23 protein-coding genes are annotated in these 22,835 nt (G+C 68.8%); 8 read left to right on the top strand and 15 right to left on the bottom strand.

The genetic code is table 11. The annotated features are described in order from the left end of the window. Nucleotides 1-51 precede the first annotated feature (51 nt). Complete coding sequence (locus OPU70_RS06980; protein WP_498557412.1) at nt 52-462, top strand: MmcQ/YjbR family DNA-binding protein; 411 nt, start codon at nt 52-54, stop codon at nt 460-462. Here the strand turns inward: OPU70_RS06980 and OPU70_RS06975 are convergent, their stop codons facing one another. The 7 genes from OPU70_RS06975 to OPU70_RS06945 all read right to left on the bottom strand — a co-directional run bounded on the left by OPU70_RS06975 (nt 463) and on the right by OPU70_RS06945 (nt 4,816). Further along, complete coding sequence (locus OPU70_RS06975) at nt 463-1,119, bottom strand: hypothetical protein (protein ID WP_079113718.1); 657 nt, start codon at nt 1,117-1,119, stop codon at nt 463-465. Continuing rightward, nucleotides 1,116-1,601: a MarR family winged helix-turn-helix transcriptional regulator gene (locus tag OPU70_RS06970; RefSeq protein ID WP_498557411.1), complete on the bottom strand. Its 486-nt coding sequence runs from the start codon at nt 1,599-1,601 to the stop codon at nt 1,116-1,118. The genes OPU70_RS06975 and OPU70_RS06970 overlap by 4 nt, the downstream gene beginning before the upstream one ends. 34 nt (nt 1,602-1,635) lie before the next feature. Beyond that, complete coding sequence (locus tag OPU70_RS06965) at nt 1,636-2,412, bottom strand: hypothetical protein (protein ID WP_498557410.1); 777 nt, start codon at nt 2,410-2,412, stop codon at nt 1,636-1,638. A gap of 4 nt (nt 2,413-2,416) precedes the next feature. After that, nucleotides 2,417-3,544, bottom strand: coding sequence for a hypothetical protein (locus tag OPU70_RS06960; protein WP_042536812.1), 1,128 nt, complete (start codon nt 3,542-3,544; stop codon nt 2,417-2,419). Then, nucleotides 3,541-3,837 carry a hypothetical protein gene (locus OPU70_RS06955; RefSeq protein ID WP_498557409.1) on the bottom strand — a complete coding sequence of 99 codons (297 nt, stop codon included), beginning with the start codon at nt 3,835-3,837 and terminating at the stop codon, nt 3,541-3,543. The genes OPU70_RS06960 and OPU70_RS06955 overlap by 4 nt, the downstream gene beginning before the upstream one ends. After that, nucleotides 3,834-4,142: an SAV_915 family protein gene (locus OPU70_RS06950; RefSeq protein ID WP_042536810.1), complete on the bottom strand. Its 309-nt coding sequence runs from the start codon at nt 4,140-4,142 to the stop codon at nt 3,834-3,836. The genes OPU70_RS06955 and OPU70_RS06950 overlap by 4 nt, the downstream gene beginning before the upstream one ends. Before the next feature lie 83 nt (nt 4,143-4,225). Continuing rightward, nucleotides 4,226-4,816, bottom strand: coding sequence for a hypothetical protein (locus tag OPU70_RS06945; RefSeq protein ID WP_042536809.1), 591 nt, complete (start codon nt 4,814-4,816; stop codon nt 4,226-4,228). Nucleotides 4,817-4,936: 120 nt separating this feature from the next. Between OPU70_RS06945 and OPU70_RS06940 the strand changes: the two genes are divergently transcribed. Beyond that, complete coding sequence (locus OPU70_RS06940) at nt 4,937-6,163, top strand: glycosyltransferase (protein WP_309691748.1); 1,227 nt, start codon at nt 4,937-4,939, stop codon at nt 6,161-6,163. After that, nucleotides 6,160-7,380, top strand: coding sequence for a glycosyltransferase family 4 protein (locus OPU70_RS06935; protein WP_498557408.1), 1,221 nt, complete (start codon nt 6,160-6,162; stop codon nt 7,378-7,380). The genes OPU70_RS06940 and OPU70_RS06935 overlap by 4 nt, the downstream gene beginning before the upstream one ends. A 9-nt stretch (nt 7,381-7,389) precedes the next feature. Here the strand turns inward: OPU70_RS06935 and OPU70_RS06930 are convergent, their stop codons facing one another. From OPU70_RS06930 to OPU70_RS06920, 3 genes are read right to left on the bottom strand one after another with little or no spacing between them, the layout of a single operon-like run. Beyond that, nucleotides 7,390-7,995: a hypothetical protein gene (locus OPU70_RS06930; RefSeq protein ID WP_498557407.1), complete on the bottom strand. Its 606-nt coding sequence runs from the start codon at nt 7,993-7,995 to the stop codon at nt 7,390-7,392. Between the two features lie 15 nt (nt 7,996-8,010). Beyond that, a complete protein-coding gene (locus tag OPU70_RS06925) occupies nt 8,011-8,538 on the bottom strand; it encodes a hypothetical protein (RefSeq protein WP_498557406.1) in 528 nt (175 codons plus the stop codon). A 54-nt stretch (nt 8,539-8,592) separates the two neighbouring features. Next, entirely contained in the window at nt 8,593-8,754 is a 162-nt protein-coding gene (locus tag OPU70_RS06920; RefSeq protein ID WP_498557405.1) for a hypothetical protein, read from the bottom strand. A 91-nt stretch (nt 8,755-8,845) separates the two neighbouring features. On the opposite strand from OPU70_RS06920, the gene OPU70_RS06915 reads away from it, so the two are divergent. Next, nucleotides 8,846-9,820 (top strand): GlxA family transcriptional regulator, encoded by a 975-nt coding sequence (locus OPU70_RS06915; protein ID WP_194286050.1) that lies wholly within the window; start codon nt 8,846-8,848, stop codon nt 9,818-9,820. Between the two features lie 87 nt (nt 9,821-9,907). Here the strand turns inward: OPU70_RS06915 and OPU70_RS06910 are convergent, their stop codons facing one another. Continuing rightward, entirely contained in the window at nt 9,908-10,609 is a 702-nt protein-coding gene (locus OPU70_RS06910) for an NRDE family protein (protein WP_498557404.1), read from the bottom strand. A 70-nt stretch (nt 10,610-10,679) separates the two neighbouring features. Here OPU70_RS06910 and coaBC point away from each other — a divergent pair, with 70 nt between their 5' ends. Then, entirely contained in the window at nt 10,680-11,894 is a 1,215-nt protein-coding gene (coaBC, locus tag OPU70_RS06905) for a bifunctional phosphopantothenoylcysteine decarboxylase/phosphopantothenate--cysteine ligase CoaBC (RefSeq protein WP_498557403.1), read from the top strand. A 78-nt stretch (nt 11,895-11,972) separates the two neighbouring features. Continuing rightward, the gene (locus OPU70_RS06900; RefSeq protein WP_498557402.1) at nt 11,973-14,195 is read left to right on the top strand and encodes an ATP-dependent Clp protease ATP-binding subunit; all 2,223 of its coding nucleotides are present in this window, start codon (nt 11,973-11,975) and stop codon (nt 14,193-14,195) included. A gap of 89 nt (nt 14,196-14,284) precedes the next feature. Here OPU70_RS06900 and OPU70_RS06895 read toward each other — a convergent pair whose 3' ends face one another. Further along, a complete protein-coding gene (locus tag OPU70_RS06895) occupies nt 14,285-14,872 on the bottom strand; it encodes a nitroreductase family protein (protein WP_042536804.1) in 588 nt (195 codons plus the stop codon). Between the two features lie 263 nt (nt 14,873-15,135). On the opposite strand from OPU70_RS06895, the gene ppk2 reads away from it, so the two are divergent. After that, complete coding sequence (gene ppk2 / locus OPU70_RS06890) at nt 15,136-15,963, top strand: polyphosphate kinase 2 (RefSeq protein WP_042536803.1); 828 nt, start codon at nt 15,136-15,138, stop codon at nt 15,961-15,963. Between the two features lie 66 nt (nt 15,964-16,029). On the opposite strand, the gene OPU70_RS06885 is transcribed toward ppk2, so the two are convergent. After that, entirely contained in the window at nt 16,030-16,983 is a 954-nt protein-coding gene (locus OPU70_RS06885; RefSeq protein WP_498557401.1) for a LysR substrate-binding domain-containing protein, read from the bottom strand. A gap of 147 nt (nt 16,984-17,130) precedes the next feature. On the opposite strand from OPU70_RS06885, the gene OPU70_RS06880 reads away from it, so the two are divergent. Then, a complete protein-coding gene (locus OPU70_RS06880) occupies nt 17,131-20,628 on the top strand; it encodes a proline dehydrogenase family protein (RefSeq protein WP_498557400.1) in 3,498 nt (1,165 codons plus the stop codon). Between the two features lie 97 nt (nt 20,629-20,725). On the opposite strand, the gene OPU70_RS06875 is transcribed toward OPU70_RS06880, so the two are convergent. Together OPU70_RS06875 and OPU70_RS06870 are read right to left on the bottom strand one after the other, a co-directional pair. Further along, complete coding sequence (locus OPU70_RS06875; RefSeq protein ID WP_079113707.1) at nt 20,726-21,823, bottom strand: ABC transporter permease; 1,098 nt, start codon at nt 21,821-21,823, stop codon at nt 20,726-20,728. Further along, nucleotides 21,820-22,716, bottom strand: coding sequence for an ABC transporter ATP-binding protein (locus OPU70_RS06870; protein ID WP_042536799.1), 897 nt, complete (start codon nt 22,714-22,716; stop codon nt 21,820-21,822). Before OPU70_RS06870 ends, OPU70_RS06875 begins: the two co-directional genes overlap by 4 nt. Between the last annotated feature and the right edge of the window lie 119 nt (nt 22,717-22,835).

Raw genomic sequence — 22,835 nt, 5'->3', positions numbered from 1 at the left:
CATCCGCGGTCGCCATTGTGGCGGGCTGCCTCATGGGAGGACGATGGGCGGATGGCGACAGTCGATGACGTTCGAGAGATCGCGCTCGCGCTGCCCGGCGTGACCGAGCGCGTCGGTGGTCACACGGGCGAGCCCTCCTGGCGGCTGCCGAGCGGTCAGATCGCCTGGGTGCGCGGCGCCAGCAAGGTCGATCTGCGCCAGCTCGCAGATCTCGGGCTCGTCTGGCCCGACGGCCGGGTGCTGGGCGTGCGAGTCGCGAGCCTCGAGGAGAAGGCGATGCTGCTGGCGGCAGAGCCCGAGGGTCTGTTCTCGATTCCGCACTTCGACGGATACCCCGGCCTGCTGGTGCAGCTCGACGCGGTCGAGCGCGACCGGCTGGCCGAGATCATCGCGGACGCGTGGCTCGTGCGGGCCCCGGTGCTCGTCGCGAAGCAGTGGCTCGCCGATCGCGGGTTGGACTGATCAGGTCGCCGTCAAGAACGGCCGGGCGGCGTCGAGGAAGGCGCGAGGTTCATCGGCCCACAACCGGATGCGGTCGACGTGGTGCACTCCGCCCTTCGGTGCGAGACCAGGGAGCCGGATCGCGACCGGGCGTTCGAGCTCGATCTCGATGTTGGTCTCGTCCTGCATCCGCTCGGCGTACTCCGACCCCGTGATGCGCGGCTGCTTGGGCTGGTCGACGCGGCGGTCGATCGCGACCGACGCGATGTCGGCCCACCCGATCGGCACATCGAGCTCGAGTCCGCTGCGCACCCGCACTCCGTCGGGCCCCACCGAATGCGGCCGCATGAGCATCGCGCACAGCAGGCCGACCATCCAGGTGACGCCCCAGATGCCGAGCACCAGCAGCGTGATCCGCACGGCGGGCCACTGGTGCACGATGAGGTCGAGGATCGGGATCTCTACAGCGGAGAGGCCGATGAAGATGAACAGCACCGTGAGCACGGGGCGGTGGTAGCCGATTCCCGTGCCGCCCTTCGGGACTGCGGGGCGGCGGGCGATCGCGCGGGCGATGCTCGAGTACACCCGCAGCTCGGCGATCCATGCGCGATGGAGGAAGCTGAGGATGCGCGCGATCGGGGTCGGGCTCGGAGCGGTCGTCTGCAGCTGCTCGGTCATGCGGCGTCTCCGCGAGGGGAGGGGGCGCCCGCGCTCTCGGGAGCGGGCGTGGCGGTGGTGGTCACGAGGTGCTCGAGGTGTGCGGCCACGGCCGAGAGGCCGCGCTCGACGGCCGCGCGGTCGGCGGGGTCGATCGCCGACAGCAGAGTCTCGTTGAGCTGCGCGTGCTCGTCCTGCATCCGCGCCATCGTCGCGGTGGCGGCCTCGGTCAGCTCGACCAGGACGGCGCGTCGATCGGTCGGGTGCGGGGTGCGCCGGACATGCCCCGACTTCTCGAGAGCATCGACGAGCCCCGTGATGTTGCGAGGGGTGACATCGCAGAGCTGTGCCAGTGTCTGCTGCGTCGACGGCCCGGCGTGCTGAAGAACCCAGAGCAGGTGCACGCGGGCTGTCGTGAGTCCGGTGCCGTCGAAAGCGCGGGCCATGTCCCTCTGGAAGAGGTCTGCGATCAGCAGGAGGCGATCGACGAAGAGCGGTTCCATGATTGTGATGGTACTACATTGTTACCTGTATTCACTAGGTTGTCGCTGAGCCGGGTGCGAGGCTCTGCTCGACCGCCCGCATCGCCGTGATGCCGTCCGTCAGCGCCTGGCGACGGTCGGGGGCGTCGCGGAAGAGCGTGATCACGGCTGCGACCGCCGCCGGGTCCGACCCCAGATGATAGGCGTCGATGATCGCGGGCGTGCGACCGGCGATCGAGACCGTCAGCTTCGGGCCATGCGGTCCGACGAGGTCGACGGCGCCGATCTCCTCCCAAGGGACGTCGAACGACGAGGCTCCGCGCACACCGTGCAATCCGCGGCGGTCGAGGACGAGACCGAGCGGCGTGCGGAGGGACAGGAGCTCCCGTCCGAGTCCGACGAGCGAGACGAGTCCGAGCACGTACGGACCCCACTCGAGAAGCCGTCCGCCCATCGTCGGAAGCTCGAGTGTCTGGACGAGGAGATTCACCACGGCGGGGAGCACGCCGACGGTCGGGACGAGCCAGAGCACCGCGCGCGCGCCGCCGGACGGCGTGAAACGCAGGGGACCGACTGTCGAGATCCGGACGAGGCGTTCCCGCAGCGACCTCGCGCGGACGACGAGCGCGACGGCCAGCGTGCCGGCGCAGACGGCGAGTGACAGCATGACGAGTCGGAATCCCGACCGCCCGTCGACTATGGCGAGCAGCAGGGGCAGAAGCGGGAGTACGCCGACGAGCATCAGTGCTGCAACGGGGAAGTGCCCCTTCGGATGTACGGACCGGGAACCGTCGACGATGCGAGGTGATCGGGCGATCGTCTTCATCAGCATCCGTTCAGCCTGCCAGCTGAGGCGGCTGCCAGAAGCGCGTGCCGTCCTCGAGCCACTCGTCGATCGACTCGCGGGCATCGACCGGCACCCACGCCTCCCAGGCCCACGTCGCTGCGGACCCGACAGTGACCGTGGCGACGACCGCGCCGCCGATGACCCATCCGAGAGGTCCTCCTGCTGCGGCTATGGCGCCGCCGGCCGCCGCACCGCCTGCCGCTCCTCCGAGCGCTCCGGCGATCTGGGACGAGCCCGATTCGCCCTCTGCGATCGCGGCGCCGATCGTGACGATCTCGATGGCCGGTCCGACGATGGGGATGATCTTGCCGATCCGACTCACCTGTTCGACGTGGTCGAGCAGCTCTTCCATGCCCTCGCGGATGGCTCGCGGATTGGCGGCCTCGGCCGCTGCATGCGTAGCGGGATTGCCGGATCGGAGCTGGTCCGTGAACGTGTCGGCGTCGGTCTGCATCTGCTGAGCCAGGGTCCGCCACTCCGCCAGGTCGCGCTCGGTGCGAGCGTCGGCGGTTTCGAGCGCGGCGTCGACGACTGTCTTGTTCGGATCCGTGGCGCTGAGTTCGCCGAGGAGTCCGTCGAGCGGCGACAGATCCCCGAGGCACGCGATCAGCGGGGCGAAGTTCTCCGAGCACCACGTCTCGAGCTCACCCCACCACGTACCGACGCGCGTGGCGAGGTCGTTGTACGTGGTCACCTTCGAGATGAAGGCATCCCATTCGGCGGTCAGCTGAGGGTCGGCGTCAGGCGCCGGGCACGCGGAGAGATCGGTTGTCGGCTCCATCACGACCTTGCCGTGGACAGTGAGCCCGCGGTCGGCCGCCTGAGTCAGGTAGGAGTCGAAGTCCTCGCGGCCACGGTCGAGCCGATTCGCATAGGCGTGGATCACGGGTGAGGCATCACCCAGGTACTTCATGGCGGGACTGCAGCGGTTCCGCACGGCGGTGGCGGTGCGCTGGAACGCGCTGCCCGCCTCCCCTCGCAGGTAGTTCTCGCTCTGGCCCGCGACGTAGGCGAGCTCGAGGTCGACCTCGACGAGCGAGGAGCTCATGCGGGACATCCAATCACCGAGCGCCCGGACGGCTGTCGGATCGCCGGGGATGCGGAGACTGATGCTCATCGCCCGTCCAGCTCCTCTTCGATGTCGCGGATGTGGTCGGCTATCTCTTCGTTCTTCACCGTCATGTCGTCGAGGACGTCGTTCGTGATCGCCGACAGCCCCCTCGTGGCGTCGTTCGCGACGCCGGCCGCCTCGGCTCCAGCCGACGCGATCAGAGCGATGATCGACGTGGCGATACCCGCGTCGGGGGCGGAGGGAAGATCCGAGAGCGTGGCGTCGGACTCGTCGATGCGGGCGATCACCTCTCGAAGGCGGATCGCCATGCCGTCCCGATCCACATAGATGTCCGTCACGCGAGTCGCCCTCCCGTGCGCAGGGATGCCGGAACGGGGAGATCGAATGCCACGATGTCGAACGCCTGGACCTGTTTCACGCGGCCGAGTTCGGGAGTCTGCAGCATGACCCACGGCTGCGCCTCGCCGCAGCACGCCGCGAGGCGATCGAGCGCCGTGTAGGCGAGAAGCCCGGTCCGTCCGTCGGTCAGCGGGCGGACGGCAAACTGCCTTCCCTGGTCTTCGGGAAGATCGATCACCGGAAGGTAGAGCACCGGCGGCACGATCGTGCCTCCGGTCGCCGCTATCGGCTGGCTGTTCCACATCTCGTTGCCCCCTCGGTCGTGGATATGGCGCCGATCATACCCGCCCGTGGCGGCTCAGCCGTCCGGCTGCGACGCTCGGATCGTCACGCCGGGTCGAGCCTCAGCACCTCGGGCGACTCGCCTCCCGCGACCTCGTCGGCGACGCGGATGCTGCGCGCCAGGTCGTCGAGAGCGCCGTCGAGCGTGCCGAAGCGTTCGCGGTCGCTGCACATCGCGGTCAGTGTCACCAGATGCGTGCCGGTGTCCCAGGTGTAGGTGGCGAAAGGCGGTGACGCGGGCGACGGCGGCATCGCGACCACGAGCTTCTCTCCCGTGCCCAGCCACCGGCTCGAGAACGACTGGGTGTCGTCATAGTCCATCGGCATCGATGCGCGAGCGACCCGCACCTGAGGGGTCAGCGCCTGCACGGTGGCCATCGCGACGACCAGCTCCGGATCAGCCTTCCACGTCCACACGAGCACGCGACCGTCCGCCCGACGCATCAGCATCGGCGCCGCCTGGCTCATCGCCCACGCGCCGATCCGCGAACCCGGGCGCTCGGTGACGCCGATCGCCGAGTTCACCTGCCCCAGCAGCATCCTTATCGCAGCCTTGCGATGCCGGCGCCCCTTCCAGCCGAGCGAATCGGTGACGGGGATCCACAACCGGGGGTCGGCGTCGGCAGTCAGTCGCATGCCTCCACGCTAGGGGGTGAGGCTGAGGGATGCCGGTATGCCTCGGCGGCCCGATCAGGCCCCTCAGGTAGAGTGGCCAGCGCCCGATCGGGCTCTTTGACCGCCGTACCGTAAGGCAGAATGTCCTCCTCTACCTCCGATCCGACGAGCGCTCCCGACGTCGCCCCCGACTCCGGGCAGCGTCCGCTTCGCATCCTGATCGGCTGCGACACCTTCGCGCCCGACATCAACGGCGCCGCCCGCTTCGCCGAGCGTCTCGCGGCCGGACTCGTGCAGCGCGGTCATGACGTGCACGTCGTCGCACCGAACCAGGCCTACCGCCGAGCTGCACCGCGCACCGAGGTGATCGAGGGCGAGCCGATGACCCTGCACCGGCTGCCGTCGGTGCGCTGGGCACCCCACGACTGGCTGCGGTTCGTGTGGCCGTGGCGGGTCAAGCACTATGCCCGCAAGATCTTCGACACCGTGCAGCCCGACATCGTGCACATCCAGTCGCACATCGTGATCGGCCGCGGCCTCTCTCGCATCGCGCACGAACGTGGCATCCCGGTGATCGCCACGAACCACGTGATGGCCGAGAACATCCTCGACCACACCACGATGCCGAAGTTCATCGACGATCTGGTGCTGCGGTTCGCCTGGGCCGACGCGAAGCGCACGTTCGGTCTGGTGCGCGCCATCACGACACCGACCCGTCGGGCGGCGGACTTCCTAGAGCGCACGGTGGAAGTCACGGGCGTCATCCCGGTCAGCTGCGGCATCGACCGCACGCAGTACACCCCGGTGATCGCTCCTCGCGACAAGAACCGCATCATCTTCGTCGGACGCCTGACCGCCGAGAAGCAGGTCGAGGTCATCCTCGAGGCGATGACGAAGCTCGACCCGGCGCTCGAGGCGACGTTCGACATCGTCGGCGGCGGCGACCAGCGCAAGCAGCTCGAGAACCTGGCAACTCAGCTGGGCATCGCCGACCGTGTCACCTTCCACGGCCGCACGACGGATGAGCAGCTGCGTGCACTGCTGTCGCGCGCCTCGGTGTTCACCATCGCCTCGATCGCCGAGCTGCAGTCGATCGCGACCATGGAGGCGATGGCCTCGGCGCTGCCGATCGTCGCAGCGGATGCCGTCGCCCTGCCGCACCTCGTGCACGACGGTGAGAACGGCTACCTGTTCGAGCCGGGCAACGCGGATGCCCTCGCCGCGCGATTGACCGACGTGCTCACCGCATCGCCAGGCGAGTACGCGCGGATGCAGCAGGCATCGCTCGACGGCGTCGCGATCCACGACATCAACCGCACGCTCGACACGTTCGAGGCGCTGTACCGCGACGAGCCGCTTCCCGAGTGACGACGCCCGTCATGCACATCGTCTTCTTCGGCGATCAGCACCTGGACTCCCTCGGCGGAGCTCAGGTGTCGATGCGGCTGCAGCGGGAGTTCCTCGAGCGCGCCGGCCACACGGTGACCGTCGTCGCACCGAAGATGCACGGGGCTCGCGCCTCACGCGTCGCCGACTCGTCGAACGTCGATCTGCCGTCCGTGCCGATCACCACCGACCGCGAGTACTCGATGAGCTGGCCCGGCCGATCCACCGACCGTGTGCTCGACCGCGCGATGACGCACCGCCCTCCGGTCGATCTGGTGCATGTCCAGGCCGACTTCTGGGGCGCTTTCATCGGCCACCGGTATGCCGCTCGTCACGGCATCCCCGTCGTCCACACCATGCACAACCGCGTCGATGTCGGGATCGCCGCCGTCACGCCGCTGCACGGCCCGGTGCTTCGAGCACTCAACCTCTGGCGCCGCCGCGCGCTGCGGGGCGTGGCGGCGCAGGTGCGGGGGAGTGACGGCTGGGCCTTCCTGAGTGGCATCGCGAGTGGCTCGTCGGCCGTGACCGCACCCTCGACGCATTTCGCACGCCGCCTAGAAGAGCACGGGGTCTTCAGTCCCGTCGACGTGGTGTGGAACGGCATCGACGACGACGTGCGCGAGGCGACGCTCGCCGCCGCACCGAAGGGACGCGCCCCCGGGCGTCCCCGCTTCGTCTGGCTCGGGCGCATGAGCCCCGAGAAGCGCCTGCTGCCGTTCCTCGAGGCCTTCGTCGAGTCGGGAATCGACGCCGACCTCGAGATCATCGGGGGCGGCGCTCAGCGCGCCGCCGCCGAGAAGATCGTCTCGGGCCTGTCGAACGTGCACTTCGCCGGCAAGCTCAGCTACGCAGACACTCTCGCCCGCATCGCCGCCGCCGACGCACTCGTGCAGACGTCGATCGGCTTCGAGACGCAGGGCATGACGCCGTTCGAGGCGGCCACCCTCGGCACGCCGTCGGTGATCAGCGACCCCGACATCGCGGCAGAGCTCGGGGGCGGACTCTGGGCCGCGCCCGGGGCCGCCGGCACCGAGGATCAGCGACGAGCGGGTCTCGTCGAGACGCTGCGCCGCGCGGCATCCGACATCGCCGCCGGCATCGCACCGCAGCCGATGCGCGAAGTCTCGGAGTCGTTCCGTCAGTCGTCGCGCACCGAGGCGATGATCGAGATCTACGAGCGCGTGCTCGCGGGCTGATCCTCGGACTCAGAACCCGAAGTAGTAGAACACGTTCGACACCCACGCGACGAGCGTGCCGATGACCGTGCTGCCTCCCACGCCGATCGCGATCGCCGGGAGCAGATGAGGCGCCGGGCGTCGAAGCGCGATGATTCCGAGCACCAGGGCGACACCTGCGCCTGCCATCACGAGCAGGTTCACGAGGTTCGACAGCAGGTCGACGACGCCGAAGCCGACGCTCGAATACAGGAACGGGGTGACGAGCTGCCAGAGCAGCCCGATCGCCACGGCGCCTACGGCGATCACCAATGCCGTGCGACCGAGACCTCCGGAACGGCGTGCGGTCGCCTGGCCCGGAGCATAGGCCGCCTCCGCGACTCCATCGGGATGGCCAGGTCGGGCATACGGCTGACCGGGTTGCGTGTAGGGCTGGCCGGGTTGCGTGTACGGCTGGCCGGGGTGCGTGTACGGCTGGCCGGGTTGTGCGTACGGCTGGCCGGGTTGCGTGTAGGGCTGGCCGGGGTGGGCATACGGCTGGCCCGGTTGTGCATAGGGCTGGCCGGGTTGCTGCGGCGGATACGGGATCTGTCCGTCGTTCTGCGGCCGGTCTGGATTCTGCTGCTGCTCGCTCATCGATTCTCCGGACGATCAGAAGGAAAACGCGTAGAAGAGGTTCGACACCCACGAGATGACGATCCCGGCGAGCTGCGAGGCGGTGACGCCGATCGCGATGCCCGCGAGGATCTGCGGCCCTGGTCGCCGCACCGACATCAGACCGAGGATGAGCCCCACGACGGCGATGATCAGCACGAGCCCGTTGCCGACCGCTCCGAACGCGCCGATGGCTGATGGATCGCCCATCATCCGGTACATCAGCGGAAACGACAGCGTGACGAGGAGTCCGATCCCGAGCGAGATCACGGCGAGGAGGAAGGCGAGACGACCGAGTCCTGAGCTGCCAGAGGAAGCCGCACGCTGTGGCTCAGGATAAGGCTGCGTCGGGTATGGATGTCCCGCGTACGCCTGCCCACCGTAGGGCTGACCGGTGTCCGGCTGGGGCGGCTGGGACGGCTGTGCCGGTTGCGACGGCTGCGACGGTTGCGGCGGATAGTGCGAGCCCGCGAACTGCGGGGGAGTTCCGTGTGGCTGCGCGGGAGGCTGCTGAGGCTCGCTCATGCTCCCGAGCGTAGCCGCGCGCGTCGTCGGATGGGGGAGATTGCTCGCCCCGGGTCACCGATAGACGTGGCCGGCCTCCGCGCGGTCGAGGGCATCCCTTTCGGCGACGCGAGTCCAGTTGGTGGGAACGCGTCGATGTCCGTCGCGGCGGAGTTCGATGACGGTGGCGACGATGGCCCAGATGGCGAGGGCGACAAGTGCGATGAGGAGGATCATGGCAGAAACGCTACGATCACTCTTGATCTGCCACGAGTGGCAGAATAGACTCTCCTCGTAGGAAAACTGCCAAAGCCGGGAGAGAGCCATGATGAAGACCGTCGCCTGCATCGTCCAAGACGGATTCGCGCCGTTCGAGTTCGGTCTCGCCTGCGAGGCTTTCGGCCTCGACCGGTCGAACGACGGCGTGCCGAACTTCGACTTCCGGGTCATCGCGCCGCATCCCGGCGTCGTGACGTCGAAGCTGGGCTTCTCGATCAACGTCGAGCACGACCTGTCCTTCGCGTACGAGGCCGACCTCGTCATCTTCTGCCCCGTGCCTCGCGAGTACTGGACGCAGATCGATCCGCTGCTTCTCGAGGTCGCGCGCGACGCGGTGGCGCGGGGGGCCTGGGTGCTGACCATCTGCAGCGGATCGTTCATCCTCGGTGCCGCCGGTGTGCTCGACGGGCGACGCGCGACCACGCACTGGATGTACTCCGAGGTGATGGCCGAGATGTATCCCCAGATCGACATCGACCCCGACGTGCTCTTCGTGCAGGATGACCGGATCATCACGAGCGCCGGCACCGCGGCCGGCATCGACGCGTGCCTGCATCTGCTGCGCATCGAGCTCGGCGCCGAGCTCACCAATCGCATCGCCCGCCGCATGGTCGTTCCGCCGCAGCGCGACGGCGGTCAGGCGCAGTTCATCGACCGCCCGATCCCGGTCGCCCAGAACGACTCGCTCGCTGCCGTCGCCGATTGGGCGGTCGAGCATCTGCGCGACGACCTGGGCGTCGATCAGCTCGCGGCCCGCGCTCTCATGTCTCCCCGCACCTTCGCCCGCCGGTTCAAGGCTGAGTACGGTGCGACTCCTGCGGCCTGGCTTGCGCGACAGCGCGTGCTGCACGCCCAGCGGATGCTCGAGCGCAGCGATCTGTCGCTCGAGCAGATCGCTGACGAATGCGGCTTCGGGTCGGCCGCGGTGCTGCGACAGAACTTCTCGCGGGTGCTCGGAACCACCCCGACGGCCTACCGCGCGCGCTTCTCGTGCGCGGAGGAATCGGAGTCGTCTGCGGCGTGACCGCTCGATCGCCCTGCCGCGCGGTGACGAGCGCGCGCAACGAGCGCTTGACGAGCCCCGTGAAGGGCGCTGTGACGAGCGCTGCGCTCAGTGGTCCCAGTGTCCTGGGCTCGGGAGGGCGCGATAGTCCACGTCGACACCCTCGGGGGTGACCGACGCGGTGCAGTACAGCAGCGACTGCGTCGGATAGCCATGCAGACGGTTGTCGCGGATGATCGCCCGATCATCCTCTGGGTCGAGCCGAGCGGACGAGGCGAGCAGCGAGGTCCACGCGCCTGACCAGTCGGGGCTGTCGGCGGTCGCGCCGAGAGCGCGGAACTCGGGCAGCCAGGCGGCGATGCGCGGAGTGCCGAGATCGTCGAGGTCATCGTGCGCGATCATGTGGATGCCGTCGGCGAGCGATGTCTCCCGCAGTTCGGCGCCGTCCCAGCTGAGCACGCGCGTTCCCTCCGGCCGCACCTCGAGCAGGTTGAAGCCGTGCATGGGCAGCGGAGCGGCCGGCGAGCGGCCCATGACCGACTCCAGGGCGAGCGAACCGCGCGACACCGCGACGTCGGCGGCGAGGTCGACGACGTCGGCGCGGTTGAGGAGCACCGCGAGTCGTCGCTCGGCGGGGTTCACCGCGAGCCAGGCGCCGCCCGCCCGCCGGTCGCGGATGCCCGAGACTCCGGGGTAGGCGTCGGGCCACCATTCGCCGAGGGCGTCCCACTCACGCTGAGGGTCTTCATCTCGCACCGCGAGCAGCCGCGCGGTATCGGGGCCGGCCACATCGATCACCACGGTGCACACGCGTTTCAGTCTAGAAGCGGGTCGAGCAGTCTCGGGCCCGCGGCCTCGGATGCTGGGGCAGAATCGAAGCGTGAACATCGTCGTCGGGGTTACGGGTGGCATCGCCGCATACAAGACAGTGCACCTCGTGCGTCTGCTGACCAAGGCGGGACACGATGTGACCGTGGTTCCGACCGAGGACGCGTTGCGATTCGTCGGCACCCCCACCTGGGAGGCGCTCAGTCGGCATCCGGTCACGACCAGCGTGCATGATGACGTCGCCCGCGTGCGGCACGTCGCGCTGGGTCAGGGTGCCGAACTCGTGATCGTCGCCCCTGCGACGGCCAACTCGATCGCGAAGATCACCGCGGGCATCGCCGACGACCTGCTCGGCACCACGCTGCTCGCCACCGAAGCGCCGGTGCTGCTCGCGCCGGCGATGCACGCCGAGATGTGGCGCAACGCCGCCACGCAGGCGAACATCGCGACGCTGACGTCGCGCGGAGTGCACCTCGTCGGCCCGGCCGACGGCGAGCTCGCCGGCGGCGACAGCGGACCCGGCCGCATGGCGGAGCCCGAGCAGATCCTCGAGGCGGCCCTCGCGCTGCTCGCGCCGCGCGACCTCGAAGGGCTTCGGGTCGTCGTCTCGGCGGGCGGCACGCGTGAGCCGATCGATCCGGTGCGCTTCCTCGGCAATCGGTCGAGTGGTCGGCAGGGCATCGCGCTCGCCGAGGATGCCGCGGCGCGCGGCGCCGACGTGACGGTGGTCGCCGCGAACATCTCGGCCGATGTGCTCGCCGATGCGCGGCATCCGTCCATCAGAGTCGTCCCGGTCGGCACCGCAGCGGAGCTCGCCGACGCGATGAAGGAGGCGGCGCAGGCGGCCGACATCGTGATCATGGCCGCGGCCGTCGCCGACTATCGCCCCGCGACGGTGTCGGAGCACAAGCTCACCAAGGAGCAGGGCGTGCTGACGCGCCTCGATCTGGTCGAGAACGAAGACGTGGTCGCCGCGCTCGCCGCATCGCGCGCCGAGGGCCGAGCGCCGCACGGCCAGACGATCGTCGCCTTCGCCGCCGAGACCTCGGAGGATCCGGTCGAGCGCCGGGAACGTGCTCGCCGCAAACGGGAGCGGAAGGGCGTCGACCTGCTTGCCGTCAACCTCGCGAATGCCGATCACGGTTTCGAGAAGAGGGACAACGCCGTCGAGATCGTAGGAGGGGGTGGCGCCGTCGTGTCATCCGCGTCAGGCTCTAAGCATGCGGTCGCACGAGCGATCCTGGATGCCGTGCGCAGTATGCGCTAAACTTGAGTCAAGTCCACTCAACTTTGCGGACCATGACGACAAGACAGTGATCAGAAGGAGTCTCCCCAGGAGGAACCCATGCCCAGCCCACAGAGCACGCAGGACGACGACCAGCAGTCCGCCCTCGAGCAGTTCGGGATCAACCTCACCGACCGCGCCCGCCAGGGCAAGCTCGACCCCGTGATCGGACGCGACAGCGAGATCCGCCGCGTCAGTCAGGTGCTCACGCGCCGCACGAAGAACAACCCGGTGCTGATCGGCGAGCCGGGCGTAGGCAAGACCGCCGTCGTCGAGGGCCTCGCCCAGCGCATCGTCGCGGGCGACGTCGCAGAGTCGCTCAAGGACAAGGAGCTGGTGTCGCTCGACATCTCGGCCCTCGTCGCCGGGGCCATGTACCGCGGGCAGTTCGAAGAGCGGCTGAAGAGCGTGCTCAAGGAGATCACCGAATCCGACGGGCAGATCATCACCTTCATCGACGAGCTGCACGTGCTGATGGGCGCCGGCGGTGGTGAAGGCTCGGTGGCCGCGTCGAACATGCTCAAGCCCATGCTCGCCAGGGGTGAGCTGCGACTGATCGGCGCGACGACCCTCAACGAGTACCGCGAGTTCATCGAGAAGGATGCGGCTCTCGAGCGGCGCTTCCAGCAGGTCTACGTCGGCGAGCCCACGGTCGAAGACACCATCGCGATCCTGCGAGGGCTCAAGGGGCGCTACGAGGCGCACCACGGGGTGACGATCGCTGACAGCGCGCTGGTCGCCGCCGCTGCACTGTCGAACCGGTACCTGCCCGCGAGGCAGCTCCCCGACAAGGCGATCGACCTGATCGACGAGTCGATGTCGCGTCTCAAGATGGAGATCGATTCGTCTCCTGTCGAGATCGACCAGCTCAAGCGCCAGGTCGACCGCATGAAGCTCGAAGAGCTCGCTCTCAAGCGCGAGAAGGACGCCGCCTCGAAAGAACGACTCGCGGCCCTCCGCGAGCAGCTCGTGGGCATGGAAGCGCAGCTGGCCGAGCTCGAAGCCCGCTGGGCGCGCGAGCGCCAGGGGCTGAACCGGGTCGGAGAACTCAAGAAGCAGCTCGACGACGCGATCACGCAGCGCGACCTCGCCATGCGCGAGGCCGACTACACGCGTGCCTCGAAGCTCGAATACGAGACGATCAAGCGCCTCGAGCGCGACATCGCCGAAGCCGAGCAGGCCGAGGCCGCGGTCTCGACAGAGGGGCGCATGGTCAACGAGCAGGTCACCGACGAGGACATCGCCGCCGTGATCGCCGCGTGGACCGGCATCCCCGTCGGTCGACTGCTGCAGGGTGAGAGCGAGCGGCTGCTGCACCTCGAATCCGAGCTCGGCAAGCGCCTCATCGGGCAGAAGGATGCCGTCAAGGCCGTGTCCGATGCGGTCCGCCGTTCGCGGGCGGGCATCAGTGACCCCGGTCGGCCGACCGGATCGTTCCTGTTCCTCGGGCCGACAGGCGTCGGAAAGACCGAGCTGGCGAAGGCTCTGGCCGACTTCCTGTTCGACGACGAGCGCGCCATGGTGCGCATCGACATGTCGGAGTACGGCGAGAAGCACTCGGTCTCGCGGCTCGTCGGCGCCCCTCCGGGATACGTCGGCTACGAGCAGGGCGGGCAGCTCACCGAGGCCGTGCGGCGGCGTCCGTACAGCGTCGTGCTGCTCGACGAGGTCGAGAAGGCGCACCCCGAGGTGTTCGACGTGCTGCTGCAGGTTCTCGACGACGGTCGTCTGACCGACGGGCAGGGGCGAACGGTCGACTTCACGAACGTGATCCTGATCCTGACCTCGAACCTCGGTTCACCGATCCTCATCGACCCGACGCTGTCTCCCGATGAGAAGCGCGAGCAGGTGATGGCTCTCGTGCACCAGGCATTCCGGCCCGAGTTCCTCAACCGTCTCGACGACATCGTGATGTTCTCGGCGCTCAGCCAAGACGACCTGGCCCAGATCGTCGAGCTGTCGATCGATCAGCTGCACGACCGGCTGCACGACCGGCGACTCACGCTGGCGGTCACTCCCGATGCTCGGGCATGGCTCGCCGAGCGCGGATACGACCCGATGTTCGGTGCTCGCCCGCTGCGCCGTCTCATCCAGACCGAGGTGCAGAACAAGCTGGCCACGGCGCTGCTCTCCGGCGGCGTGCACGACGGCGACCTGGTGAGGGTCGATGTCGCGGTCGACGGCGCGGGCCTCGTGCTCACGTCGACCTCGCCCGAGCCCGAACCCGACCTGGGATCCGGCGAAGACGACGACGTGATCGAGGCCGAGTTGCTCGACGAATAGAACCGGGTACGACAAGAGGGGCGGATGCTGCGGCATCCGCCCCTCTTGTGTGCCCCCTGTCGGGGGCGACTGCTGTGTCTGGCGCTGTGTCAGGCGCTGAGGATGACCGTCTCGGCGATCGGGCGACGCACGCGCGGCGCCGTCTCGCCCTGCTGGAGGCCCTCCGGGAGGCCCGAAGCGTCGCCGAGCTCGCCGACCGCGATCACGGTGATGGCGGAGAACCGCGGCGACAGGTCGGCGAACTCGCGGACGGCCTCGGGGTCGAAACCGCTCATCTGGTGCACGAGGAGACCCTCGTGGTGGGCCTGCACCGAGAAGTGCGCCACGGCCTGGCCGAGGTCGTAGACGGCGTGGCTGATGGCCTTGCCGTCTTCGGACTCGGTCTCGGCGATCGCGACGATCAGAGCCGAGGCCTTCGAGGCCCAGAGCTGGTTGAACTCGACCAGGGAGTCGACGACCTGGTCGAACAGAGCGGTGCCGCGCCGAGCGACGATGAAGCGCCACGGCTGCAGGTTGTAGGCGGAGGGCGACCAGCGAGCGGCCTCGAGGGCGGCGTTCAGCTTGGCGTCGTCGATCGAGTTCTCGGCGTCGTACGCGCGCGGGCTCCAGCGCCCGGCGAGGACGTCGAGGACGGGGTGCTCGGTGGGGGCGGTGCGGTCGATCACGGGAGTGCTCACAGAAGTGCCTTTCAGAAGGAATCGATCGGACTCCTTCGTCCGGGTACGAGGATCTCAACAGATGCATGTGAATGCATATTCCCGATGACGCCGCGTGACGTCCAGCTCGTCTGTCACCGGGCATCGCGGCGTCCGTGTTCGGCGCGCGATCCGCTGCGCTGCCCGAAAGCAAGGGGCTTCTCCGGTCGACCGAGGTCTGGTTGTCTCTCGAGATCGGGCGTGGGGCGGCCGCCCTTCACCCATGCCACGGACGGAAGAACAAGATGGCCAGCAAGACCCATGACAAGAAGAAGAAGCAGAAGCACGCTCGCATCGACAAGAAGCTCTATGAGAAGGAGTTGCGGCGCCTGCAGATCGAGCTCGTCAGCATGCAGCAGTGGGTCATCGCGGCCGACGCGCGGATTCTGGTGATCTTCGAGGGCCGCGATGCCGCGGGCAAAGGCGGTGCGATCAAGCGTGTGATGCAGTACCTCAACCCACGGCACGCCCGGGTGGTCGCCCTGCCGCAGCCGTCCGAGCGCGAGAAGGGGCAGTGGTACTTCCAGCGGTACATCGAACGGCTGCCCACGAAGGGCGAGATCGTGCTGATGGATCGCTCATGGTACAACCGCGCCGGCGTCGAGAAGGTGATGGGCTACTGCACCGACGAGGAATACGATCGCTTCCTCGCGCAGGTTCCCGTCGTCGAGCAGATGCTCGTCGACGACGGGATCATCCTTCTGAAGTACTGGTACTCCGTATCCGACATCGAGCAGGAGAAGAGATTCCGATCGCGCCTGAACGATCCGATGCGACGCTGGAAGCTCTCAGACACCGACCTGGCCTCCATCTCCCGCTGGGAGGACTACTCCCAGGCCAAGGACGCGATGTTCGACGTCACCGATCGCGAGAGAGCGCCCTGGTGGTCGATCGACAGCGACGACAAGAAGGCCGCCAGGCTCAACACCATCCACCACCTTCTGAGCCAGATCCCCTATCGCCGGCTCGACCCCGAAGAGGTCCACTTTCCCGATCGTCCCGCGGCGTCCGGAGCTCCGCGCCCGCCGATCGACGAGCACGCATTCGTGCCCGATCACGCAGCGACCCTGTAGGCGACCTGACGTCGCACCCCGCGCGCGCCCGAGCGGGCCCGCATCCGTGCCCGACGCGTCGGCGCCTCAGTCCAGCAGGTTGCGGGATGCGGCAGATGCCAGTGCGCGGCGCACCGCGCGGATCGACGGGGCGGCGGCCGACACCCGGCGAGCCGACGAGAAGATCTCCCGACGCGGCTCATCGGGCAAGGGCGTGAGCGCCACGGTGGGCGCCTCGCCGGCCCACACGAGCTCGGGCAGCAGACCGACGGCGAGGCCCGCGCGGATGAGGCGCACGTGCGCGGTGAGGTCGGCGACCTCGAAGCGCACGTCGGGTTCGAAGCCGGCCGTGCGGCACAGCTGCTCGGCCCAGGCTCGTGACGCTGTGCCTGCGGGCTCGAGCACCCACGGCTCGTCTCTCGTAGACCACAGCGCCGCGGTGGCCTCGGCGGCTGTGACAAGGGCAGCTGTGGCAGTGGCAGCTGTGGCATTGGCGGACTCCGGCGTGCCCGGGCGCCGGGCGAGCGCGATCGAGTCGTGCACGAGCACCACCCGGTCGAGGTCGGCGTGGATCGGGCGGGTGCGACCGGGGTACTGCTCGGCGAGGATCAGATCGAAGTCGCGGCTCGAGACGCCCACGAGTCCGGTCTCGGGGTCGCTCTCGGTCACCTCGACGCGGAGCGCGGGATGCTGCTCACGCAGCGTGTTGAGCGCGCCGGGCAGCAGGGAGTGCGCCGTGGACTGGAAGACGGCGATGTGCACCGTTCCGGTCACCTCCGTCAGCGATTCGGCGACGGCGACCTCGGCGTGCTCGAGCTGATCGAGGATGCCGATGGCCTCACCCACGAGCACGTTGCCCTGCGGGGTGAACTGCACGCCTCGCCCGACGCGGCGGAGCAGCGGGACTCCCACGTCTCGTTCGAGCGCGCTGAGCTGCTGAGACACCGAGGCCTTGCTGTAGGAGAGCGCGTCGGCGACGGCTGAGAGGGTTCCTCGACGCGACAGTTCGACCAGCATCCGCAGTCGGCTGACGTCGAGCATCCGCTCCCTTTCCGAGTGGTTCGAATCGTTCACTCTGAATGAACAGAATGCTCGCGAATCGGTTGATAGACGTAGCCTACTCGCGCGCCTGACAATGATCGAGCCGCACACGTACCCGGGTGTGCGATCCCCCTGGAAGGTTCCCCGATGACTGTCGCCGCCGACACCGCCACCCCCGACGCCACCTCCCGCGGCGCCACCCCCCGCACGGAAGAGGTCGCCGCCCTCGTGCAGCGCTGGCTCGCCGAGAGCGAGACCCACCCCGTCGAGCCCGCAGCCCAGCGCCTGTCGGAGGTCCTCAAGGACCCGAACGGACTCGCGTTCACCGTCGGCTTCGTCGACGGCGTGATGCGCCCCGAAGATCTCAGCGTCGCGGGCCGTGCGCTCGCCGACCTCTCGGAGATCACCCCCTCGCTGCTGCCCGGATACCTGCGTGCCGCCATCAAGACGGGCGGGTTCTGGGCGCCGAAGCTCCCCGGCGTCGTGGTGCCGATCTCGCGGCGCGTGCTGCGCGCCATGGTCGGACACCTCGTGCTCGACGCGACCCCGTCGAAGCTCGGCCCCGCGATCGCGAAGCTGCGCAAGAGCGGCAACCGCCTCAACCTCAACCTCCTCGGCGAGGCCGTGCTCGGTGAGCGCGAGGCCGGTCGTCGCCTGCAGGGCACCTACGACTTCCTCGCCCGCAAGGACGTCGACTACGTGTCGATCAAGGTCTCGAGCGTCGTCAGCCAGCTGTCGATGTGGTCGTTCGACGAGGCCGTGGCCGACGTCGTCGAGAAGCTCACCCCGCTCTACGAGCTCGCGGCGACCTCGGAGGCCGCAGGCAAGACGAAGTTCATCAACCTCGACATGGAGGAGTTCCGCGACCTCGACCTGACGATCGCGGCGTTCACCAGCATCCTCGACCAGCCGGGTCTCGAGAAGCTCGAGGCCGGCATCGTGCTGCAGGCCTATCTGCCCGACGCGCTCGGCGCGATGCAGCACCTGCAGGAGTGGGCCGCCGCCCGGCGCGCGAAGGGCGGAGCGCCGATCAAGGTCCGCGTCGTCAAGGGCGCGAACCTGGCGATGGAAGAGGTCGACTCGAAGGTGCACGGCTGGCCGCTGGCGACCTATGGCACCAAGCAGGACTCCGACACGAACTACAAGCGCGTGCTCGACTGGTCGATGACTCCCGAGCGACTGGATGCCGTGCGCATCGGCGTGGCAGGCCACAACCTGTTCGACATCGCCTACACGTGGCTGCTCGCGCAGGCGCGTGGCGTGACGGACGCCGTCGAATACGAGATGCTCCTGGGCATGGCGACCGGCCAGGCGGAGGCCGTGCGCAAGGACGTCGGCCAGCTGCTGCTGTACACACCCGTCGTGAACCCGGCCGAGTTCGACGTGGCCATCGCCTACCTCGTGCGTCGCCTCGAAGAGAACGCCAGCCCCGAGAACTTCATGTCTGCCGTGTTCGAGCTGGCCTCCGACCCGGCGCTGCTCACCCGGGAGCGCGAGCGGTTCGAGCGCTCGCTCGCCGGCCTCGAGGCCGACCGCTCGGTGCCCTCGTCGAACCGCGTGCAGGACCGCGCCGCTGAGGCGGCTGCCGGTGCGGGCGGGGCCGTCACCACCGGCTTCGAGAATCAGCCCGACAGCGACCCGGCGATCGCCGTGAACCGCACCTGGGGTCGTGAGATCCTGCAGCGCTCGGTCGATTCGACGCTGGGTCTGGACTCGATCGCTCTGGCCAAGGTCGAGACGACCGACGAGCTCGACGGGATCTTCGCCGCCGCATCCGCCGCCGCCGCTCGATGGGCGGCGCTTCCTGCCGCCGAGCGTGCCGCCGTGCTGCACCGCGCGGGTGATGAGCTCGCCGCCCGCCGTGGTCAGCTGATCGAGATCATGGCGCACGAGGCGGGCAAGACCATCGCCGAGGCCGACCCCGAGGTCTCCGAGGCGATCGACTTCGCGCACTACTACGCCGAGCGCGCCCTCGACCTCGAGAACATCTCGGGTGCCGAGTTCGTGCCGTCGAAGGTGACCGTCGTCACCCCGCCGTGGAACTTCCCGGTCGCGATCCCCGCCGGTGGCGTGCTCGCGGGTCTCGCCTCCGGCTCCGGTGTGATCATCAAGCCGGCCAAGCTGACGCAGCGCTGCGGCGCGGTCATGGTCGAGGCGCTGTGGGCCGCGGGTGTTCCGCGCGACCTTCTCGCACTGGTCGATCTCGCGAACCGCGACCTCGGCACCCGCCTCGTCGCCAGCCCCGTGGTCGACCGCGTGATCCTCACCGGTGCATACGAGACGGCGCAGCTGTTCCGCTCGTTCCGCTCCGACCTGCCGCTGCTCGCCGAGACGAGCGGCAAGAACGCGATCATCGTCACACCCTCGGCCGACCTCGACCTGGCGGCCGCCGATGTGGCCCGTAGTGCATTCGGCCACGCCGGGCAGAAGTGCTCGGCCGCATCGCTCGCGATCCTCGTCGGCTCGGTCGCCGACTCGCAGCGGTTCGAGCGTCAGCTCGTCGATGCGGTCACCTCGATGCGCGTCGGACTGCCCGAAGACCCCGCCACGCAGATGGGTCCGATCATCGAGCCGGCGAACGGCAAGCTGCTCACCGCGCTGACGACCCTCGAGAAGGGCGAGCGCTGGCTCGTCGAGCCGAAGAAGCTCGACGACGAGGGCACGCAGTGGACGCCGGGCGTCAAGATCGGCGTCGCCCCCGGTTCGACGACCCACCTGACCGAGTTCTTCGGACCGGTGCTCGGGATCATGCACGCCAAGGACCTCGACGAGGCGATCCGCCTGCAGAACGCCGTGGACTACGGCCTCACCGCCGGCATCCACTCGCTCGACTCCGACGAGGTCGCCACCTGGCTCGACCGCGTCGAGGCCGGCAACCTCTATGTCAACCGCGGCATCACCGGCGCGATCGTGCAGCGTCAGCCGTTCGGCGGCTGGAAGCGGTCGGCCGTCGGCGCCGGCGCCAAGGCCGGTGGCCCGAACTACCTGTTCGGTCTCGGCGAGTGGGCTCCGGCCGAGCTCCCCGCCGCGGCTCCCGGGGCTGCGGTGAACCCCTCGGTCGAGGCGGTGCTCAGCGCGGCCGGCTCCGACCTCGGCGCCGTCGAGATCGAGTGGCTGCACCGTGCCGCCGCCTCCGACGAGCGCGCCTGGGTCGACGAGTTCGGCGCCGTGAGCGACAAGTCGGGTCTCGGCGTCGAGCGCAACGTGTTCCGGTACCGCCCGGTCGCCGTCGACGTGCGCATCGCCGAGGACGCACCGCTCGCCGACGGCATCCGCGTGATCGCCGCGGCCCTGCGCAGCGGCAGCCCGTTCACGGTGTCCGCATCGGCCCTGCCCTCGCGGGTCGAGAAGGCGCTGCGCGCCCAGGGAGTGACTCCGAAGCTCGAGAACGACGCCGCCTGGGTCAAGCGCTACGCGAAGGCTGCGGCGAAGGCCGAGCACAGCTGGCAGCGCGTGCGTCTCGTCGGCGGCGATGCGGCTGCGCTGTTCGAGGCGCTCGGCGGCACGCCCGATGTCGCCGTCTGGTCGCATGCGGTCACGGGTGCCGGTCGCGTCGAGATGCTGCCGTTCCTGCACGAGCAGGCCGTGTCGATCACCAACCACCGGTTCGGCAACCCCACCACCCTGTCGGACGGCCTGATCTGAACCGGTCCGTGACCATCTGAACGACGAGGCCCCACCCCGCAGACATCTGCAGTGTGGGGCCTCGTCGTCGGAGCGGGCGTCCGGGGCGGGGCTGTGATCAGCCGCGCAGCGCCTCGCCCAGCTTGACCCGCGAACCCATGCGCAGCAGCGAGTTCTCGTAGATCTTCGCGCCGATCACGATCGCCGCGACACAGCTGGCCAGCAGGATCACGAGGCTGAGCAGCGGCTCCCACCACTGCGCCTCGCCCACGAAGAGCCGCATCGGCATGCCGACCGGAGCCGAGAACGGCACGTACGACATGATCGTCAGCACCAGCGGGTTGTCGTTGAAGACGATCACGAGCACGTAGGGCGCCATGATCAGCATCGTGATCGGAGTCGTGGTCGAGCCGATGTCCTCCTGACGCGACACCATCGATGCGGCGGCGGCGAACAGGGCCGCGAGCAGGATGAACCCGAACAGGAAGAACACCGCGAACCAGATGATGGGGGCGCCGAGGGTCGACAGCACCTCGCGTTGACCCGTCGCTATGAGCCCTATCGTCGCGACCGCCGCCAGGGCGAGGATCTGCCCCATCGCGAGGATCGTGTTGCCGATCACCTTGCCGGCGAGCAGGGTGCGGGCCGAGATGGTCGACAGCAGGATCTCGACGACGCGGGTCTGCTTCTCTTCGACGACACTCTGCGCGATCGTGCCGCCGAAGGTCGCGGCCGCACCCATGAACACGGCGCCGAATGCGATCGCGATGAAGTACCGCAGCAGCGGATTCGTCGTCGCGGGCTCGAGGATCTCGATGTCCGGAGCCTGCGAGAGCGCAGACACGAGACCGGTCGGCGCGTCCTTGAGAGCGACGATCGTGACCCCGGTCGGGCCCTCGCCGGGGACGACCGCGGCATCGACTTTCTCTGAGCGCACGAGCTCTTCGGCCGCGGCCTGGTCGGCCACCTCGGTGATCTCGAGATCGGGCAGGGCAGACACCGCGGATGCGGTCTCAGAGGTCACGGCCACGGGCATCGCGTCGGTGTTCTTGCTCGCGAAGCCGCCGATCACGATGGCGGCGAGGGCGAGGAACAGCAGGATGCCGGTCGAGATCAGGAAGGCCTTGCTGCGCAGCTTCGATCCGATCTCCCGCTCGGCGACGAGCCAGATCAGCGATGCCTGCGACGGCGAGCCGGTGGTGTTCGAGGTGCTCACTGGATGACCTCCTTGAAGATCTGGGCGAGGGACGGATGCTTGGGCGCGAAGCTCGCGACATCGCCGCGGTCGACGGCGGTGCGCAGGACCCGCTGGGCGGTGTCGACGTCGTCGGCATCGAACAGGGCGTAGCCGCCCTCGAAGTCGACGACGGTGACGCCGGGTTCGGCGCGCAGCCATCCGGCATCCCCTGCCGAGACGAGCTCGTACCGGTTGCCGGCGTGCTGCGTGCGCAGCCCGTCACGGGAGCCGGACGCGCGGATCGTGCCTCCGGCGAGGATCACGAGGTCGTCGCAGAGTCGCTCGACGACGTCGAGCTGGTGAGACGAGAACAGGATCGACGCACCCTTGGCGGCGCTCGCCTGCAGCACCGACGCGACGACGTCGACGGCGAGCGGGTCGAGGCCCGAGAACGGCTCGTCGAGGATCAGCACCTCGGGGTCGTGCACGAGCGCTGCGGCGATCTGCGCGCGCTGCTGGTTGCCGAGCGACAGCGATTCGATCGTGTCGTCGAGGCGCTCCTCGAGCCCGAGTTCGGTGAGCAGCGCGGTCGCCCGTGCCGTGGCATCCGCCTTGCTCATCCCGTGCAGTCGGGCGAGGTACACGATCTGCTCGAGCACCTTCATCTTGGGGTACAGGCCACGCTCCTCGGGCATGTAGCCGAAGAGGCGGCGGTCTGCGCTGGTCAGGGCGACGCCGTCGAGTTCGACGCGTCCGCCGTCGGAGCCGAGCAGGCCCAGCACGATGCGCATCGTCGTGGTCTTGCCGGCGCCGTTGCCGCCGACGAACCCGGTGAGGCGCCCGGGGGACACCTCGAACGAGACGTCGTCGAGCACGCGCCGAGAGCCGTAGCTCTTGGTGATACCGGTGAGTACGAGCTTTCCTGTGGTCACTTCGACTTACTCCGTTCGCTCAGTGCATCGCATGCCCTCACGCTATGGCGCGGTGATCGGCCTCGGCATCCCCCCTGCGGCGGATCCGTGCGGGGGATCTGCGAGTGCCCCGCGTGGGC

Source organism: Microbacterium sp. SWDP-B6, from assembly GCF_059803615.1.
The sequence above is the reverse complement of the archived record's forward strand: the minus strand, read 5'-3'. Positions and strand labels throughout refer to the sequence as shown.

Excerpts from the sequence above, each read along its gene's own strand:
- OPU70_RS06970 (WP_498557411.1), bottom strand. The coding sequence starts at position 1,601 with ATGGAACCGCTCTTCGTCGATCGCCTCCTGCTGATCGCAGACCTCTTC.
- OPU70_RS06930 (WP_498557407.1), bottom strand. The coding sequence starts at position 7,995 with ATGAGCGAGCAGCAGCAGAATCCAGACCGGCCGCAGAACGACGGACAG.
- OPU70_RS06920 (WP_498557405.1), bottom strand. The coding sequence starts at position 8,754 with ATGATCCTCCTCATCGCACTTGTCGCCCTCGCCATCTGGGCCATCGTC.
- OPU70_RS06940 (WP_309691748.1), top strand. The coding sequence starts at position 4,937 with ATGTCCTCCTCTACCTCCGATCCGACGAGCGCTCCCGACGTCGCCCCC.
- OPU70_RS06950 (WP_042536810.1), bottom strand. The coding sequence starts at position 4,142 with ATGTGGAACAGCCAGCCGATAGCGGCGACCGGAGGCACGATCGTGCCG.
- OPU70_RS06925 (WP_498557406.1), bottom strand. The coding sequence starts at position 8,538 with ATGAGCGAGCCTCAGCAGCCTCCCGCGCAGCCACACGGAACTCCCCCG.
- ppk2 (WP_042536803.1), top strand. The coding sequence starts at position 15,136 with ATGGCCAGCAAGACCCATGACAAGAAGAAGAAGCAGAAGCACGCTCGC.
- OPU70_RS06915 (WP_194286050.1), top strand. The coding sequence starts at position 8,846 with ATGAAGACCGTCGCCTGCATCGTCCAAGACGGATTCGCGCCGTTCGAG.
- OPU70_RS06975 (WP_079113718.1), bottom strand. The coding sequence starts at position 1,119 with ATGACCGAGCAGCTGCAGACGACCGCTCCGAGCCCGACCCCGATCGCG.
- OPU70_RS06880 (WP_498557400.1), top strand. The coding sequence starts at position 17,131 with ATGACTGTCGCCGCCGACACCGCCACCCCCGACGCCACCTCCCGCGGC.
- OPU70_RS06885 (WP_498557401.1), bottom strand. The coding sequence starts at position 16,983 with ATGCTCGACGTCAGCCGACTGCGGATGCTGGTCGAACTGTCGCGTCGA.
- OPU70_RS06965 (WP_498557410.1), bottom strand. The coding sequence starts at position 2,412 with ATGCTGATGAAGACGATCGCCCGATCACCTCGCATCGTCGACGGTTCC.
- OPU70_RS06980 (WP_498557412.1), top strand. The coding sequence starts at position 52 with ATGGCGACAGTCGATGACGTTCGAGAGATCGCGCTCGCGCTGCCCGGC.
- OPU70_RS06960 (WP_042536812.1), bottom strand. The coding sequence starts at position 3,544 with ATGAGCATCAGTCTCCGCATCCCCGGCGATCCGACAGCCGTCCGGGCG.
- OPU70_RS06900 (WP_498557402.1), top strand. The coding sequence starts at position 11,973 with ATGCCCAGCCCACAGAGCACGCAGGACGACGACCAGCAGTCCGCCCTC.
- OPU70_RS06945 (WP_042536809.1), bottom strand. The coding sequence starts at position 4,816 with ATGCGACTGACTGCCGACGCCGACCCCCGGTTGTGGATCCCCGTCACC.